This is a genomic window from Streptomyces neyagawaensis (assembly GCF_023516595.1).
Lineage (GTDB): Bacteria > Actinomycetota > Actinomycetes > Streptomycetales > Streptomycetaceae > Streptomyces > Streptomyces neyagawaensis.
Genome location: NZ_JAMGBG010000194.1, coordinates 1 through 14,993, shown reverse-complemented (window position 1 = coordinate 14,993; position 14,993 = coordinate 1). Strand labels below are relative to the sequence as shown.

General features: G+C 70.7%; 12 protein-coding genes. 5 read left to right on the top strand and 7 right to left on the bottom strand.

Annotation, left to right across the window (positions count from 1 at the left end; genetic code table 11):
- Positions 1 to 680: maltotransferase domain-containing protein (locus tag M8J73_RS43005; RefSeq protein ID WP_249829857.1), on the bottom strand; the 680-nt coding region annotated here is incomplete at its 3' end.
- 57 nt (positions 681 to 737) lie between these two features.
- Entirely contained in the window at positions 738 to 1,034 is a 297-nt protein-coding gene (locus M8J73_RS43000; RefSeq protein ID WP_055543391.1) for a DUF5133 domain-containing protein, read from the bottom strand.
- A gap of 316 nt (positions 1,035 to 1,350) precedes the next feature.
- On the opposite strand from M8J73_RS43000, the gene M8J73_RS42995 reads away from it, so the two are divergent.
- Both M8J73_RS42995 and glgX read left to right on the top strand, forming a co-directional pair.
- Positions 1,351 to 1,935: a pep a2 gene (locus tag M8J73_RS42995; RefSeq protein ID WP_249829856.1), complete on the top strand. Its 585-nt coding sequence runs from the start codon at positions 1,351 to 1,353 to the stop codon at positions 1,933 to 1,935.
- A gap of 173 nt (positions 1,936 to 2,108) precedes the next feature.
- Positions 2,109 to 4,202 (top strand): glycogen debranching protein GlgX, encoded by a 2,094-nt coding sequence (gene glgX / locus M8J73_RS42990; RefSeq protein WP_249829858.1) that lies wholly within the window; start codon positions 2,109 to 2,111, stop codon positions 4,200 to 4,202.
- 94 nt (positions 4,203 to 4,296) lie between these two features.
- Here glgX and M8J73_RS42985 read toward each other — a convergent pair whose 3' ends face one another.
- On the bottom strand, positions 4,297 to 5,097 hold the full coding sequence (locus M8J73_RS42985; RefSeq protein ID WP_055541103.1) for a glyoxalase/bleomycin resistance/extradiol dioxygenase family protein: 801 nt from the start codon (positions 5,095 to 5,097) through the stop codon (positions 4,297 to 4,299).
- A gap of 221 nt (positions 5,098 to 5,318) precedes the next feature.
- Here M8J73_RS42985 and M8J73_RS42980 point away from each other — a divergent pair, with 221 nt between their 5' ends.
- Positions 5,319 to 6,932, top strand: a complete 1,614-nt coding sequence (locus tag M8J73_RS42980; RefSeq protein ID WP_055541104.1) for an MFS transporter — start codon at positions 5,319 to 5,321, stop codon at positions 6,930 to 6,932.
- A gap of 200 nt (positions 6,933 to 7,132) precedes the next feature.
- On the opposite strand, the gene M8J73_RS42975 is transcribed toward M8J73_RS42980, so the two are convergent.
- From M8J73_RS42975 to M8J73_RS42960, 4 genes are read right to left on the bottom strand one after another with little or no spacing between them, the layout of a single operon-like run.
- Positions 7,133 to 8,164, bottom strand: coding sequence for a LacI family DNA-binding transcriptional regulator (locus tag M8J73_RS42975; protein WP_055541105.1), 1,032 nt, complete (start codon positions 8,162 to 8,164; stop codon positions 7,133 to 7,135).
- Complete coding sequence (locus tag M8J73_RS42970) at positions 8,161 to 9,066, bottom strand: carbohydrate ABC transporter permease (protein ID WP_055541106.1); 906 nt, start codon at positions 9,064 to 9,066, stop codon at positions 8,161 to 8,163. The genes M8J73_RS42975 and M8J73_RS42970 overlap by 4 nt, the downstream gene beginning before the upstream one ends.
- Positions 9,063 to 9,998: a carbohydrate ABC transporter permease gene (locus M8J73_RS42965; RefSeq protein WP_055541107.1), complete on the bottom strand. Its 936-nt coding sequence runs from the start codon at positions 9,996 to 9,998 to the stop codon at positions 9,063 to 9,065. Before M8J73_RS42965 ends, M8J73_RS42970 begins: the two co-directional genes overlap by 4 nt.
- Positions 9,995 to 11,317, bottom strand: a complete 1,323-nt coding sequence (locus tag M8J73_RS42960) for an ABC transporter substrate-binding protein (RefSeq protein WP_055541108.1) — start codon at positions 11,315 to 11,317, stop codon at positions 9,995 to 9,997. The genes M8J73_RS42965 and M8J73_RS42960 overlap by 4 nt, the downstream gene beginning before the upstream one ends.
- A gap of 185 nt (positions 11,318 to 11,502) precedes the next feature.
- Between M8J73_RS42960 and M8J73_RS42955 the strand changes: the two genes are divergently transcribed.
- Complete coding sequence (locus M8J73_RS42955) at positions 11,503 to 13,524, top strand: beta-galactosidase (RefSeq protein ID WP_055541109.1); 2,022 nt, start codon at positions 11,503 to 11,505, stop codon at positions 13,522 to 13,524.
- 133 nt (positions 13,525 to 13,657) lie between these two features.
- A partial coding sequence (locus M8J73_RS42950; protein ID WP_249829855.1) for a glycoside hydrolase family 53 protein occupies positions 13,658 to 14,993 on the top strand: 1,336 nt, incomplete at its 3' end.

Below are 14,993 nucleotides of genomic sequence, written 5' to 3'. Positions count from 1 at the left end.
CGGCGGGCGGCGGTGCGGAAGGTGCCGTGGGGCTGTTCGGCGGTGCCCTCGGAGCGGGGGAAGAACTCGTACCAGGAGCCGAACAGGGCCCGTTCACGCTCGACCAGCAGGGGCAGCGGGTCGGAGGAGGTGACCAGCTCCCGCAGCGGATGGCGGGCCAGCACCTCGTCCACCTCCGGCGCCAACGCCGCAGCGAAGCGCTCCGCGACCGGCAGCGTGTCGTCCCGCAGCCGCCGCACGGCGGTCATTAGCACGGCGTGCGCGTCCGCCTCCGGGACCCCGGCCGCGGCCCGCTCGTACAGCTCGGCGCCCTCCTCCAGGACGAGACCGCCGTCGATGCCCGCGGGGATCTTGATGTGCGCGACCCGGCGCCAGGTGGTGACCGGGTCGCCCCACGCCTCCACCCGGTACGTCCACCGGCCCACCGACGTCGGCGTGACCGAGGCGGCCCATCGGTCGGTCCCGGACCCGAGTTCCCGCATCGGCGTCCACGGCGCGGGGCGGCCCTCCGGGTCCTTCAGGACCGCATTGGCCGCGATGACGCCGTGGCCTTCCCGGAAGAGCGTCGCGGTGACCTCGAAGGACTCTCCCACCACCGCTTTCACGGGACGCCTCCCGCAGTCGACGAGCGGGCGGACGTCCCTGATGGGGATACGGCCGATGGCCGGGGTCTGGCTCATGGGTCTCACCTCCGCCGAACTCGGGATGGGAACTGCGCCGAACGGGTGCCGACCGCCCTACCACCCCGCGGCGGAACGCCGCTCGGACGGGGGGCCGTGGGGCACCGCACGGCTCTTGCGGGTCTGACCGGTCTGCTCCTGGAGGTAGGCGGGCAGAGTCGTCTGGAGATAGCGCTCGGCCGCGGCCACCGCCTCCCGGGCGCAGCGCTTGCCCATCAGCACGCACAGCGTGTAGCCCGAGTCCTCGAAATGGTCCCGGGCGGCCGTGTCCGCGGGGGCCGCGAGCATCACGCGTTCCCACATGCGGTAGCGCCGCAGTTGTCTGGCCACCTCGTTCTTGGCGGGCAGCAACATGTGCTGGTCACCTCCCGGCACTCTCGGTGGAGCACGCTTCCCGTGGGAGGCCGTGCACTGAGGAGCACCGACGCATGAGGAGCCGGTGCCTTCACTCATGGTGCACGGACGGCGATGACGCGTCTTGTTGGCGCTTCAACCACCCCGTCCGTCCCTCGTGTTGCACGAATGGCGTAGCCACCCCACGCTGGGATCTGACTCAGAAGTGATCGGTGCTCACGCTCCGTGTCCCGAATGCGTCCCGCGGACCGTTCCGGGGCTCGTTCCAGGAGGAACGGAGCGGGGCGGGAGCTTCGCCGGTGAGGAGCCAACGACGATGAAGACCGCAGTGCCTCGCTACTACCACCTCGACGTGGAAGTCAGTCCGGAACGGGTCGGACAGGTCAGGCGCATCCTGGCCGCCCACCTCAGGTTCTGGGACCTGGAGACCCTCGTCGAACCCGTCTGCCACAGCGCCGAGCTGCTGCTGCACGCGATCGACGAGCACGCGTCGGACAAGAACACCTCGGTCGAGATGTGGTGGAACGGTCAGCACCTCATCGCCGCGATCGCGGAGAACGACCGCGAGCTGCGCCCCGACCGCGAGCTGCGCCCCTGCCTGACCCGCATTGCCGCGCTCAGCGACGGCTGGGGCTGCTGCGCCACCGACACCGGCAGCACGGTCATCTGGTTCACCCAGCGGGCCCCCGTCGACGAAAGCGTCCCCCTCGTCCCCACGGCTCCCTCGCCGACCCTGCGCGAGGTCCTCCAAGTGCCGCGCGAGGTACGGGTCGTCGCGCTCGCCGGCCCGCAGGGCGACGCCCCGGCCGACGCGCCGGACACCGCCCCGGCCGCCGCGACCGTGGACCGGCCCGCGAGCCGGGTGCCGACCGGGTCGAGCACCTGCGACGCCGCGCGGTGACGGCACGGGGGAAGCGGAACGGGCGCGCGCGATCCGGCGGGAGCGGGTCCGCGCGCCCGGCCGGCAAGGACAACGCGCGGAAGGACAGCACACGGAAGGACCACGCACGGAAGGACGACGCGCGGGCGGACAAGGCGCCGCTCGCGCGGCCCTCGTCGCGCAAGCCCGTCACCGTGTGGAGCGGGCAGCCCTACCCGCTCGGCGCGTCCTACGACGGCACCGGCACCAACTTCGCGCTGTTCAGCGAGGTCGCCGAGGGAGTCGACCTCGTCCTCGTGGACGACGACGGCGGCTCCCGCACGGTCCCGCTCACCGAGGTCGACGGCTTCGTCTGGCACGGCCACGTCCCCGGCCTCGGACCGGGACAACGCTACGGCTACCGTGTGCACGGCCCCTGGGACCCGGCCGCCGGACACCGCTGCAACCCCGCGAAGCTGCTGCTCGACCCGTACACCCGAGCCGTCGACGGGCAGGTGGACAACCACCCCTCGCTGTACGACCGCACCGCCGACAGCGCCGGGCACACCATGCTCGGCGTGGTCACCGACCCCTACTTCGACTGGGGCGAGGACCGCCGGCCCCGCCGGCCGTACGCCGACACCGTGATCTACGAGGCCCACGTCCGGGGCCTCACCCGCACCCACCCCGACATCCCCGCCGAACTGCGCGGCACCTACGCCGGGTTGGCGCACCCCGCGATCATCGAGCACCTCACCGAGCTGGGCGTCACGGCGATCGAGCTGATGCCGGTGCACCAGTTCGCGCAGGACGGCGTGCTCCAGGACCGGGGCCTCGCCAACTACTGGGGCTACAACACCATCGGCTTCTTCGCGCCCCACAACGCCTACGCCGCCCACGGCACCCGCGGCCAGCAGGTCACCGAGTTCAAGTCGATGGTGAAGGCACTGCACGCCGCCGGCCTCGAAGTGATCCTCGACGTGGTCTACAACCACACCGCCGAGGGCAACGAGAAGGGCCCCACCCTGTCCTTCCGGGGCATCGACAACGCCTCGTACTACCGGCTGGTGGACGGCGACTGGGAGCACTACTACGACACCACCGGCACCGGCAACAGCCTGCTGATGCGGCACCCCTATGTGCTCCAGCTGATCATGGACTCGTTGCGGTACTGGGTCACCGAGATGCACGTGGACGGCTTCCGCTTCGACCTCGCGGCCACGCTGGCCCGCCAGTTCCACGAGGTGGACCGGCTCTCGGCGTTCTTCGACCTCATCCAGCAGGACCCCGTGATCAGCCGCGTCAAACTGATCGCCGAACCGTGGGACGTCGGCGAGGGCGGCTACCAGGTGGGCAACTTCCCGCCGCTGTGGTCCGAATGGAACGGCAAGTACCGGGACGCCGTACGGGACTTCTGGCGCGGCCGGCCCGGCATGCTCGGCGAGTTCGCCTCCCGGCTGACCGGCTCCGCCGACCTGTACGAGCACAGTCGGCGCCGGCCGCGCGCCAGCGTCAACTTCGTGACCGCGCACGACGGTTTCACCCTGCGCGACCTCGTCTCGTACAACGACAAGCACAACGAGGCCAACGGCGAGGGGAACCGGGACGGCGAGAGCGTCAACCGCTCCTGGAACTGCGGTGCCGAGGGCGACAGCGACGACCCGCGCGTCCTCACGCTCCGCGCCCGCCAGCAGCGCAACCTGCTGTCCACCCTGCTGCTCTCCCAGGGCATCCCCATGCTGTGCCACGGCGACGAACTCGGCCGCACCCAGGGGGGCAACAACAACGCCTACTGCCAGGACAACGAGGTCTCCTGGGTCGACTGGCGGCTCGACGACGAGCAGCGCGCGCTGTTCGACTTCACCCGGCGGCTGATCGCCCTGCGCGCGGCCCATCCGGTGCTGCGCCGCCGCCGGTATTTCCGCGGCTCCACCGCCACCTGCGCGGACCAGCCGCTGCCCGACCTGGTGTGGCTCACGCCGGACGCCCACGACATGACCGACGAGGACTGGGCGCGCCCCGACGCCCACTCCGTCGCCGTGTTCCTCAACGGCGACGCCATCGCCGAACCCGACCCGTACGGCAGGCCCGTCGTCGACGACTCCTTCCTTCTGCTGCTCAACGGCCACTGGGAACCCGTCGCCTTCCGCCTGCCCGACGCCGCCTACGGGGAGCGCTGGACCACCCGCGTCGACACCGCCGCCGAGCCGGACGGCACCCCGGACGAGACGGAGCACAAGGCCGGCACCGAGATCCTCGTCGCCGCCCGCGGCCTGGTCGTGCTGTCACGGCCCTCCAGGTCGGCCTGAACGGCGGGCACGGAACCGCCCCGGCGGGTCGCCGGGGCGGTTCCGGGTTCGCGGTCGGACCGGTCGGTCAGGCTTCGCGGTCCGATCGGGGTGGTCAGGGTTCGCGGTCCGAGGTGATCGTGAACTGGGCGCCGTCCGGATCGCGCAGCACCGCCTCGTGCGGGCCCTGGGTGAGGACGGTGCCGCCGTGGTGCTGGGCGGCCTCGACGCAGGCGGCCACGTCGGAGACCGAGAAGTGGACCTGCCAGTGCGGCCGGATCGTGGGGTCGGGCGCCGCCTCCAGCGCCCCGGAGGTGATCCGGGCGACGACGTCGCCCTGGCTGCGCAGGACGACCTCGTTGGCCTCGTAGCGGACCTCGCAGCAGCCCGGCTTCCCGGAGGCCCACTCCAGGACCTCGCCGTAGAAGATGGCCGCGTCGAAGGCGTCCCGGGTGTGGAGGCGGACGAAGGCGGGCGCCGCGCGGTGCCAGGCCTCCCAGTCCGTGAAGAGTTCCCCCTCCCAGATCCCGAATGTCGCGCCGTGGCGGTCGGCCAGCAGGGCTGCCCGGCCCGGCGGGAAGGACAGCGGGCCGACCGCGACGGTGCCGCCGCGCTCACGGGCCCGTGAGGCGGCGGCGTCCGCGTCGGACACCGCGAAGTAGGGCGTCCAGGCGACCGCCATCTGCCACAGGGTCGCCACCCCGGCGATCCCCGCGACCGGCACACCGTCCGCCAGCGCGATCCGGAAGTGGTCGCCGAGCTTCGCCGTGCGCCATGTCCAGCCCAGCACGGCCTCGTAGAAGTCCTCCGTGGCCGGCAGGTCCCGGCTGGTGAGGCTCACCCAGCAGGGTGCTCCGCACACGGATCGGGTGGACACGACACTCGTCGTGCCTCTGGGTTTCGTCTCGCTGTTCATGGCAGTCGCGTCCTGGTCTAGTCCACCGGCACACACCGGCCGCACTCCAGTGTCCAACCGGAACCCGAGTCGGCGCCTGCCGAGTACCCCCGAGTCGGCGTTCCGATCCCGGTGACGACGTGATCCTCGGGCGACCGTTCGAGTGATGACGGCGCGGTCGCGTCCTTACCGTGCGCCACTCGCGCATGCGCTCCGTGTCCGGCGGAGGCAGGATGCGACACATGTCCGACAAGACGGAACGCTCCGCGCCCGGGTCCGCACCCACCGGCTCCGCCGCGCCCCGCCAGACCCTCGCCCTGGCGGCAATGATGTTCGCCGTGTCGATGACCTTCATCGACCAGACGATCGTCGCCATCGCCGCTCCGAGCATTGTCGACGAACTCGACCTCTCCTCCTCGGGCATGCAGTGGGTGGTCAACGCCTATCTGCTCGCCCTGGCCGCGTTCTTCGCGCTCGGCGGGCGGCTCGCCGACATCGTCGGACACCGCCGGATCATGGTGGTCGGCACCCTGCTCTTCGTCGTCTCCTCCGTCCTGTGCGGCTGTGTCCCCGACGACGACGTCGCCCTGGCCTGGCTGATCACGTTCCGGGCCACCCAGGGCCTGGGGGCCGCCCTGATGTTCCCCGCCGCGCTCGCGGTCGTCGTCGCCGTCTTCCCGGTGGACCGGCGCGGCCGTGCCCTTGCCCTGTTCTTCGGTCTGTCCGGCGCCCTCACCGCGCTCGGCCCGCTCCTCGGCGGCTGGCTCACCGACTGGACGTGGCGGGCGATCTTCTGGGTCAACGTGCCCGTCGCCCTCGTCGCCCTCGTCCTGACCGCCCTCGCGCACATCCCGCCGCAGTCCCGCAGGGAACGTCTCGACGTACCCGGCGCCGCCCTCGTCGCCGTCGGCATGGGGGTGAGCGTCCTCGGTCTGCAGCAGGCCTCCGCCTGGGGCTGGAGCAGCGTGGCGACCTGGGCCTGCATCATCGGCGGCCTCGCGGTGCTCGGGGTGTTCTGCGCCTACGAGCTGCGCGTGGAGCAGCCCCTGATCAAGCTGGCGGTGTTCCGGGACCAGGCCTTCGGTGTGGACGCGGCCGTGCTGTTCTTCTCCATGCTCGCCTTCGTCCCGGTGTTCTTCTTCGCCTCGGTGTACGCGCAGGTCTCCCTCAGTGCCTCACCCAACCAGGCGGCGCTGTTCCTGCTGTACTTCTTCATCGGCTTCGGGATCGCCTCCCAGTGGGGTGGCCGGATCCTCGACCAGCGCGGGGCGCGGCCCGCGCTGAAGCTGGGCACCGCCCTCGGCGCCGTCGGGTTCGCCCTGTGGGCGAACAAGCTCACGGACCTGTCCATGCACGACCAGTGGCTGTACGCCGCCCTCGCCGGCGCCGGCATCGGCTTCCTGCTGGCGCCCGCCTCCACCGACGCCGTGAACCGCTCCCTGAACGCCTCGTACGGCGAGGTCACCGGCATCACCCAGACCGTGCGCAACTACGCGGCGGCCGTGGGGCTCGCCGTGTTCGGCACGATCCTGACCCATGTCACCACCGACAAGGTCACCGAGACGCTCATGGCGAAGGGAGTGCCCGACGACGGGGCGCGCGAGGCGGCCCGGGACATCGCCGAGGCGGTCACCGGCCACCCGGACAGCCGCACGCCCAGCGGAGAGGGCCCCCTGGCCACGGCGATGCGCGACTCGATGGACGCCATCCGCATGGACTTCGCCGAGGCCAACCAGTGGGTGTTCTACGGCATGGCCATCGCGCTCGGCATCGGGTTCCTGTGCGCGCTGCGGCATCCCGGCACACAGGTCACCGAGGAGCAGCGCACGCCCGGGCGGGAGCCCGCACACCAGTAGGGCCTGTTGCGAAAGTGGCGTCGTCGCCCGAAGGGCGGCCGTGCGGCGTCCGGTGCGTGCTCTCGGCGTGCCGCCCCAAAGCCCTCGTACCGGGTGTACTCGGGCTTTGGGGCGGTGCGGCGAGAGTGCGTGCCGGGCGTCGCACGGCAGGCGCCACTTTCGCAACAGGCCCTGAGCCGCCGCCCGTGCGGGACGGCGCCTCAGGTGGAGTCCCGCAGCACCAGTTCCGTCGGGAGGATCACCGCCGCCGGGTCCTCGCCGCCGATCTGCGCCAGCAGGACCCGCACCATCTCGTTGCTGATCCGGTCGTACGGCTGGCGGATCGTGGTGAGGGCGGGCACGGACTCCGTCGCGGCGGCCGAGTCGTCGAACCCGCCCACGGCCACGTCCTCCGGCACCCGGCGGCCCGCCCGGCGCAGCGCCGTCAGCGCGCCCTGCGCCATCAGGTCGGACGCCACGAACACCGCGTCCATGTCCGGCACCCGTTCCAGCAGCCGTCCGGCGCCCGCCTCACCGCTGGCCCGGCTGTAGTCGCCGGACACGATCAGCCGCTCGTCGATCTCGACACCCGCCTCGGTGAGCACCTCCTTGTAGCCGGCCAGCCGGTCCACACCGCCGGGTGTGTCCAGCGGTCCGGTGACCATGCCGACGCGGCGGCGGCCCAGCGACAGCAGATGGCGCACCATGTCCCGGGCGCCGTCCCGGTCGTCCGCCGCCACATAGCTCACCTTGGACCCGAGCCCCATCGGCTTGCCGCACTGGACGAGGGGCACCCCCGCGTCCCGGAGCTGCTCGGCGACCGGGTCACCGGAGTGGCTGGACACCAGCAGCACCCCGTCGACATGGCCGGCCGTGATGTACCGCATGATCCGGCGCCGCTCGTCCTCCGTGCCCGCCACCATCAGCAGAAGGGGGATGTCGTGCGCGGCCAGCGCCTGGGTGCAACCCCGCAGCAGGACGTTGAAGTTGGGGTCCTCGAACAGCTTCTCCTGCGGTTCCGTGAGGAGGAAGCCGATGGAGTCGGAACGGCCCGTGATCAGTGAGCGGGCGTGCCGGTTCACCACGTAACCCGTCTTGCGGATCGCCGCGTTGACCGCTTCCTGCGCAGCCGGGCTGACGTAGTGACCGCCGTTGAGCACCCGCGACACGGTGCCCCGGGAGACCCCCGCGACCCGCGCCACGTCGTGAATGGTCGGCGGTTTGCGCCTGCCCCCCGTGTTGCTCATGGTCATGACTTTACGGCCCCCGACAGCAGGTCGAGGCTCCAGAACCGCTGGACGACCAGGAACAGCGCGATCAGCGGGAGCACCGCGAGCAACGCGCCCGTGATCACGAGGGTGTAGAGCGCCGGGGTGTTGGAGCCCTGCTCCAGGAGCGTGTACAGGCCCAGGGTGATCGGGAACTTCTCGTCGTCGCTGAGCATGATGAACGGCAGCAGGAAGTTGTTCCAGACGGCGACGAACTGGAACAGGAAGACCGTCACCAGACCCGGCACCATCATCGGCAGCGCGATCCGGGTGAAGATCCGCCACTCGCTCGCCCCGTCCATCCGCCCGGCCTCCACCACGTCGGCGGGGACCGCCGCGGCGGCGTAGATCCGGGCCAGATAGACGCCGTACGGCGACAGCACCAGCGGCAGCAGCACCGCCCCGTACGTGTCCGCGAGGTCCGCCTTCGCCAGCAGCAGGTACTGCGGGATCGCCAGGATCACCGGCGGCATCAGCACCCCCGCCATCAGGACGCTGAACACGGCCTCGCGGCCCTTGAAGCGGTAGATCGCCAGCGCGTAGCCGCTGATCGCGGAGACGGCGGTGGACAGCAGGGCGCCGACGCCCGCGTACAGCGCGGAGTTGCCCATCCACTGCCAGTAGACGCCCTCGCGGTAGGCGTTCAGGTCGGACAGGTTGTCCGTGAATCCGGTGCCCGGGAGGAAGGTGAAGGTGGAGAACAGCTCGCTGCCGGACTTGGTGGCCGCGATCACGACCCAGGCGACCGGCAGCAGACAGTACAGCGCGCCCAGCAGCAGGGTCAGCGTCGGGACGAGCGCGATCCGGCGGCGCAGCGGCGGCCCCTGCGCCGTGCCGGGCGTCGTGCCGGCGGCCGGGGCGGTCTTGCGGACGGCAAGAGAACTCATCCTGCGGCTCCTTGACTGACGTCCCGCTTGTTCCGGGAGTTCGCGGCCCTGAGGAAGCCGAACGACACCACCAGCGTGACCAGGGCGATCACCACCGCGCCGGCCGCCGCCCCGTGGATGTCGCCCTTGCCGAAGGCGTCCACATACACCTTCATCAGCGGACTCCACGTCGTGGAGACGGAGTTGGTGAGGGGCTTGAGGGTGGTCGGCTCGCTGAACACCTGGAGGGTGGCGATGATCGAGAAGAAGAAGGTCAGCACCAGCGAGGGCGTCACCATCGGGATCTTGACGCGCAGGGCGATCTGCAACGGGGTCGCACCGTCCAGCTTCGCCGCCTCGTACACCTCGGCGGGGATCGCCTGGAGCGAGGTGTAGATGACGATCATGTTGAAGCCGGTGCCGCCCCACACGGCGATGTTCGACAGCGCCGCGTACAGGCCGCCGCCGTCCAGCAGGTCCGGCTGCGGCAGGCCCAGCCGGTCGAGCACGAAGTAGAAGGGGCTGACGTCCGGGAGGTAGAGGAAACCCCACAGGAGGGCCGCCACGACACCCGGCACCGCGTACGGCAGGAAGATCGCGAGCCGGGTGAAGGGAGCGAGCCGCACCTTCTCGCTGTCCAGCATCAGGGCGAGGACCAGCGCCAGGCCGAGCATGACGGGGACGACGATTGCGCCGTAGCCCAGCACGCGCAGCGCGCCGTCGAGGAACTCGGAGTCGCTGAGGGCGTCGGTGTAGTTCTCCAGTCCCGCCCACACCTCCTGCCGGGCGCCCGAGCCCAGACCCAGCCCCTTGACCTGCACCTTGTGCAGGCTGAGCCAGATGGCGTAGCCGATGGGCAGGGCGAAGAAGAGGGTGAAGAGGACCGTCGCGGGGAGGAGGAAGGCATACGGGGCGCCCTTGACCCCGTACGACTTCCGGCGTGCGCTGGTCACTCGGAGACCTCGAAGCCCTGCTTCTTCATGTCGGCGACCGTGTCGTCCCGCATCTTCTTCAGGGCGGCACCGAAGTCGGACTTGTCCTTGGCGGCGGTGCCGAACGCGTCCTTGAAGCTGGTGTAGGCGACGTTCACGTTCGGGCCCCACGCGGAAGGCGCCGTGGTCTTGGCGATGTCGGAGGCCGCGGTGTAGAACTCCGTCTGGTTGGAGAAGAACGCCGGCGGCTGGGCGAACGCGTCACTGGTCTGCGCGGTCGTGGCGGCCGGGTAGATGCCGCCCTCCTTCGCGAGCGCGGTCAGCGCCTCCGGGTCGGTGTTCAGCCAGGCAGCGAACTTTGCGGCGGCGCCCTTGTGCTGCGAGTCGGTGGTGACGGCGGTCGATGAGCCGCCCCAACTGCCGGTGACGTTCTCGGAGTCGGACCACTGCGGCAGCGGGGCCATCCTCCACTTGCCCTGGGTGTCGGGCGCGGCCGTGGTCAGGGTGCCCGGCGCCCACACGGCGCTGACCCAGGCGATCTGCCGGCCCGTGTTGAGCGCCTTGTTCCAGGCCGGGGTGTACATCGGCTGGTTGTCGATGGCGCCCTCCTTCACCAGACCGCCCCAGAAGTCGGCGACCTTCCGTGTCGCCGCGTCGTCGATGCCGACCTTCCACTTCTGGCCCTCGGTGGTCCACCACTTCGCGCCCGCCTGCTGGGCGAGACCGGCGAAGAGGCCCGAGTCGTTGGCGGAGAAGGTGGTCAGATCGACGTCCGGCTCCTCCTTCTTCAGCTTCCGCGCGGTCGCGGCGAACTCGTCCCAGGTCTTCGGGACGGTCAGGCCGTACTTCTCGAACAGGTCCTCGCGGTAGTAGAACATCATCGGCCCGATGTCCTGCGGGATCGCGTAAACCGCGTCCGAGCCCAGCGTGGTCTGCTGCCAGACGCCGTCGGCGAACTTGCCCTTGGCGTCGCCCGACTCCTTCGCTATGTCGGCGACCGCGTCATTGCTGACGAGCGTGGGCAGCGCCTGGTACTCGGCCTGTACCAGGTCGGGGCCCTTGCCCGCCTTGTGCGCGGTGAGGATCTTGGTCACGAGGGTGTCGCCGGACGCCTGCTTCTTCACCGTGACGGTGATCTGCTGCTCCTTGCCGGGACCCTTGTTCCACAGGTCGACGACCTTGTCCATGCCCGGCGTCCAGGTCCAGTACGTCAGCTTCGCCGGCCCCGACCGGGCATCGCCGTCGTCGTCGGACCCGCCGCAGGCGGCGAGTGTGGTCGCGCCGAGCGTCACGGCGACGGCAGTGGCCACAAAGCGCCGGTGCTTCGTGATGTTGGGCATGGATGTTTCTCCCCTGACCTGGGTCCTCGCCTGTTGCGAAGACCGTGTCATGCTTCTGTGAGCGTTCACAGTAGAGAAACATCCCGGACACTTGTCAATGGCTGCTGCTGTGCGGTTATGTGGGGCTCGCACCGCCGCCGCTGTGTGTGAACGTTCCCAGACGATCGACAAAACGGGAGAGATCCATGCCGGAGACCACCCCCACGGGCCTCACCGGGCTCGCCTTCGGTGGGGACTACAACCCGGAGCAGTGGCCGGAAACCGTCTGGCACGAGGACGTGCGGCTGATGCGCGAGGCGGGCGTCACCATGGTCAGCGTCGGGATCTTCTCCTGGGCCCTGCTGGAGACCTCCCGAGGCGTGTACGACTTCGCCTGGCTGGACCGGCTGCTCGACCTGCTCCACGACCACGGCATCCGCGCCGACCTCGGCACCCCCACCGTCGTACCGCCGGTGTGGTTCTACCGGGAGCACCCCGAGGCGCTGCCCGTGGCCGTCGACGGCACCCGCTACGAGTTCGGCTCACGCGGCGCCATCTGCCACAGCAACCCCGACTACCGCGCCGCCGCCGCCAACATCACGACCCGGCTCGCCGAGCGCTACGCCGACCACCCCGCGCTCGCCCTGTGGCACGTGCACAACGAGTACGGCGTGCCCGTCTCCGCCTGCTACTGCGACACGTGCGCCGCGCACTTCCGCCGCTGGCTGGAGCACCGGTACGGCGACGTCGCGGCGCTCAACGAAGCCTGGGGCACCGCCTTCTGGGGCCAGCACTACACCGACTTCGCGCAGATCAACCCGCCGCGCGTGTCACCCACCGTCGGCAACCCCGGCCAGGCCCTCGACTACAAGCGGTTCGCCGACGACACCATCCGCGAGAACTTCGTCCGGGAGCGGGACATCCTGCACCGCCTCGCGCCCGGCATCCCCGTCACCACCAACTTCATGACCGCCCTCAGCCAGTGCGACTCCCTCGACTACTGGGCCTGGGGCCGCGAGGTCGACCTCGTCACCAACGACCACTACCTGATCACCGATGGCCGCCGTACCCATGTGAACCTCGCGATGGCCGCCGACCTCACCCGGTCCGTCGCCGGCGGCGCCCCCTGGCTGCTCCTGGAGCACTCCACCTCCGGCGTCAACTGGCAGGCCCGCAACCCCGCCAAGGCACCCGGGCAGATGGCCCGCAACTCCCTCGCCCATGTGGCGCGCGGCTCCGACGGCGCCATGTTCTTCCAATGGCGGCAGTCCCGGCGCGGCGCCGAGAAGTTCCACTCGGCGATGCTGCCGCAGGCCGGCACCGACTCGCGGGTGTGGCGCGAGGTCGTCGAACTCGGCGCGTCCCTCGACTCGCTCGGCCGGATCCGCGGCAGCCGCACCGTCGCCGACGTGGCCGTCCTGTGGGACTGGCACTCCTGGTGGGCGCAGAACCTCCAGTGGCGCCCCAGCGAGGACCACGACGCCCGCGAACGCGCCGACGCCTTCTACGAGGCCCTCTACGACCGCCACCTCACGGTCGACTTCGCCCACCCGGAAGCCGACTTGTCGACCTATCCTCTTGTCGTCGTCCCCGCCCTGTATCTGATGACCGAGGCGGCGCGGGACAACCTCAGGGCGTACGTCGAGTACGGCGGCACCCTCGTCGTGTCGTACTTCTCGGGGATCGTCGACGAGCACGACGCCGTCCACGAGGGCCCCTACCCGGGCGCCCTGCGCGAGGTCCTCGGGCTGACGGTGGAGGAGTTCTCGCCGCTGCTCGCAGGGGAGAGCGTACGGATCACCGGGCCCGACGGCTCCGAGCTGACCGGCGACGTGTGGACCGAGTTCGTGGTGCCGGACGGCGCCGAGACGGTCTGGACGTACGCCGACGGGCTCACCGCCGGCCTGCCCGCCGTCACCCGGCACCGGCTGGGGGAGGGCTCCGCCTGGTACGTGTCGACCCGCCTCGACCAGCACGGCCTCGACGCGCTGCTCGGCTGGGCCGCCGACGACGCGGGCATCGCGCCCCCCGCCGAACTGCCCCGCGACGTCGAGGTGGTGCGCCGCACGGGCGAGTCGGGCGACTTCCTCTTCGCGATCAACCACACCGCGCTCGACACGAAGGTGCCGCTGGACGGCGACGGCACCGAACTCCTCACCGGCGAACGCGCGGCGGGCCACCTCGCCGTCCCCGCCGGCGGCGTCAGGGTCGTCCGACTCGACCCCTGACCGACCCCCCGAACACCGGCCGGATTCCTGGGGACGTCCGGTCGGTCACGGCGGCGCCGCGCCCACGGCCTTCGGGCGCGGCGCTGCCCTCGCACCGCGCGACCGGGTCCCCGCCTTCGTCGAAGGGACGACGATGTTCCACGCGAGACGCGCCCTCAGGGCCCTGCTCATACCGCTGTTCGCGGGCCTGGCGCTCACGACAGTGCCCGCCGGCTCCGCCCACGCGGCCTCCACCCTGACCAACGGCGGCTTCGAGTCCGACGGCACGGGCACCGCGACCCCGGCCGGCTGGTCCACGTACTCGGCGGCCGGGCAGAACTACGCCTCCTTCACCGAGACCGGCGGCCACAGCGGCGGCTACCGCCTCTCCCACTGGTCGTCGTCCGCCTACAAGGTGGAGACCTACCAGTACCTGTCCGGGCTGACCAACGGGAACTACAGGCTCACCGCGTGGGTGCGGTCCGGCGGCGGCCAGAACTCCGCGTACCTCGCGCTGAAGAACTGCGGCGGCGCCGAGCAGCGCACCGACATCCCGGTCTCCGCCAGTGGCTGGATCCGGATCGTCACCTCGATCGCGGTCACGAACAACCAGTGCACCATCAGCGTCAACTCCGACGCCAACGCGGGCAACTGGCTCAACGTCGACGACCTCACCTTCACCTCCGGCAGGACGGGCCTGTCCATCAAGGGATCCGACGTGTCGTCGCTCATCAAGAGCGAGGCCAAGGGCGGCGTCTACAAGAACAGCTCCGGCACCACCGGCGACGCCCTCGCCATCCTCAAGGGCGCCGGCCAGAACTGGGCGCGCCTGAAGGTGTGGGTGAACCCCGCCGACGGCTACAACAACAAGACACGCGTGCTCGCCGCCGCCAAACGCGTCAAGGCGCAGGGCATGAAGCTGCTCGTCGACTTCCACTACTCGGACACCTGGGCCGACCCCGGCGCCCAGACCGTGCCGTCCGCGTGGACCGGCCACTCCTACAGCCAGTTGAAGACGGACGTCTACAACCACACCCACGACGTGCTGAACGCCCTCAGGTCCCAGGGCACCACCGCCGACATGGTCCAGGTCGGCAACGAGATCAACGGCGGCATGCTGTGGAACGCGGGCTCCACCTCCAACTGGCCGCAGCTCGCCGGACTGCTCAACTCCGGCTACGACGCGGTCAAGGCGGTCAACTCCTCCACCCAGGTGGCGCTGCACCTCGCCAAGGGCGGCGACCTGTCCGGCACCCGCTGGTGGTTCGACAACGCCGTCGCCCACAACGTGAAGTTCGACGTCATCGGCCTGTCCTACTACGGCTACTGGCACGGCACCCTCGCCGACTTCCAGACCACCCTCGACGACGCGGCCTCCCGCTACGCCAAGCCGGTGTTCCTCGCCGAGACGGCCTACCCGTTCCGCCTCGACAGCGAGGACGCCCACGAGAACATCATCGACGTGCCGAGTGAGCTGGTGTCCGGCTACC

What these genes read in the sequence shown, in the direction of transcription:
- M8J73_RS43000 (WP_055543391.1), bottom strand. Translation starts at nt 1,034, where the DNA reads ATGTTGCTGCCCGCCAAGAACGAGGTGGCCAGACAACTGCGGCGCTAC.
- M8J73_RS42995 (WP_249829856.1), top strand. Translation starts at nt 1,351, where the DNA reads ATGAAGACCGCAGTGCCTCGCTACTACCACCTCGACGTGGAAGTCAGT.
- M8J73_RS42985 (WP_055541103.1), bottom strand. Translation starts at nt 5,097, where the DNA reads ATGAACAGCGAGACGAAACCCAGAGGCACGACGAGTGTCGTGTCCACC.
- M8J73_RS42980 (WP_055541104.1), top strand. Translation starts at nt 5,319, where the DNA reads ATGTCCGACAAGACGGAACGCTCCGCGCCCGGGTCCGCACCCACCGGC.
- M8J73_RS42975 (WP_055541105.1), bottom strand. Translation starts at nt 8,164, where the DNA reads ATGACCATGAGCAACACGGGGGGCAGGCGCAAACCGCCGACCATTCAC.
- M8J73_RS42970 (WP_055541106.1), bottom strand. Translation starts at nt 9,066, where the DNA reads ATGAGTTCTCTTGCCGTCCGCAAGACCGCCCCGGCCGCCGGCACGACG.
- M8J73_RS42960 (WP_055541108.1), bottom strand. Translation starts at nt 11,317, where the DNA reads ATGCCCAACATCACGAAGCACCGGCGCTTTGTGGCCACTGCCGTCGCC.
- M8J73_RS42955 (WP_055541109.1), top strand. Translation starts at nt 11,503, where the DNA reads ATGCCGGAGACCACCCCCACGGGCCTCACCGGGCTCGCCTTCGGTGGG.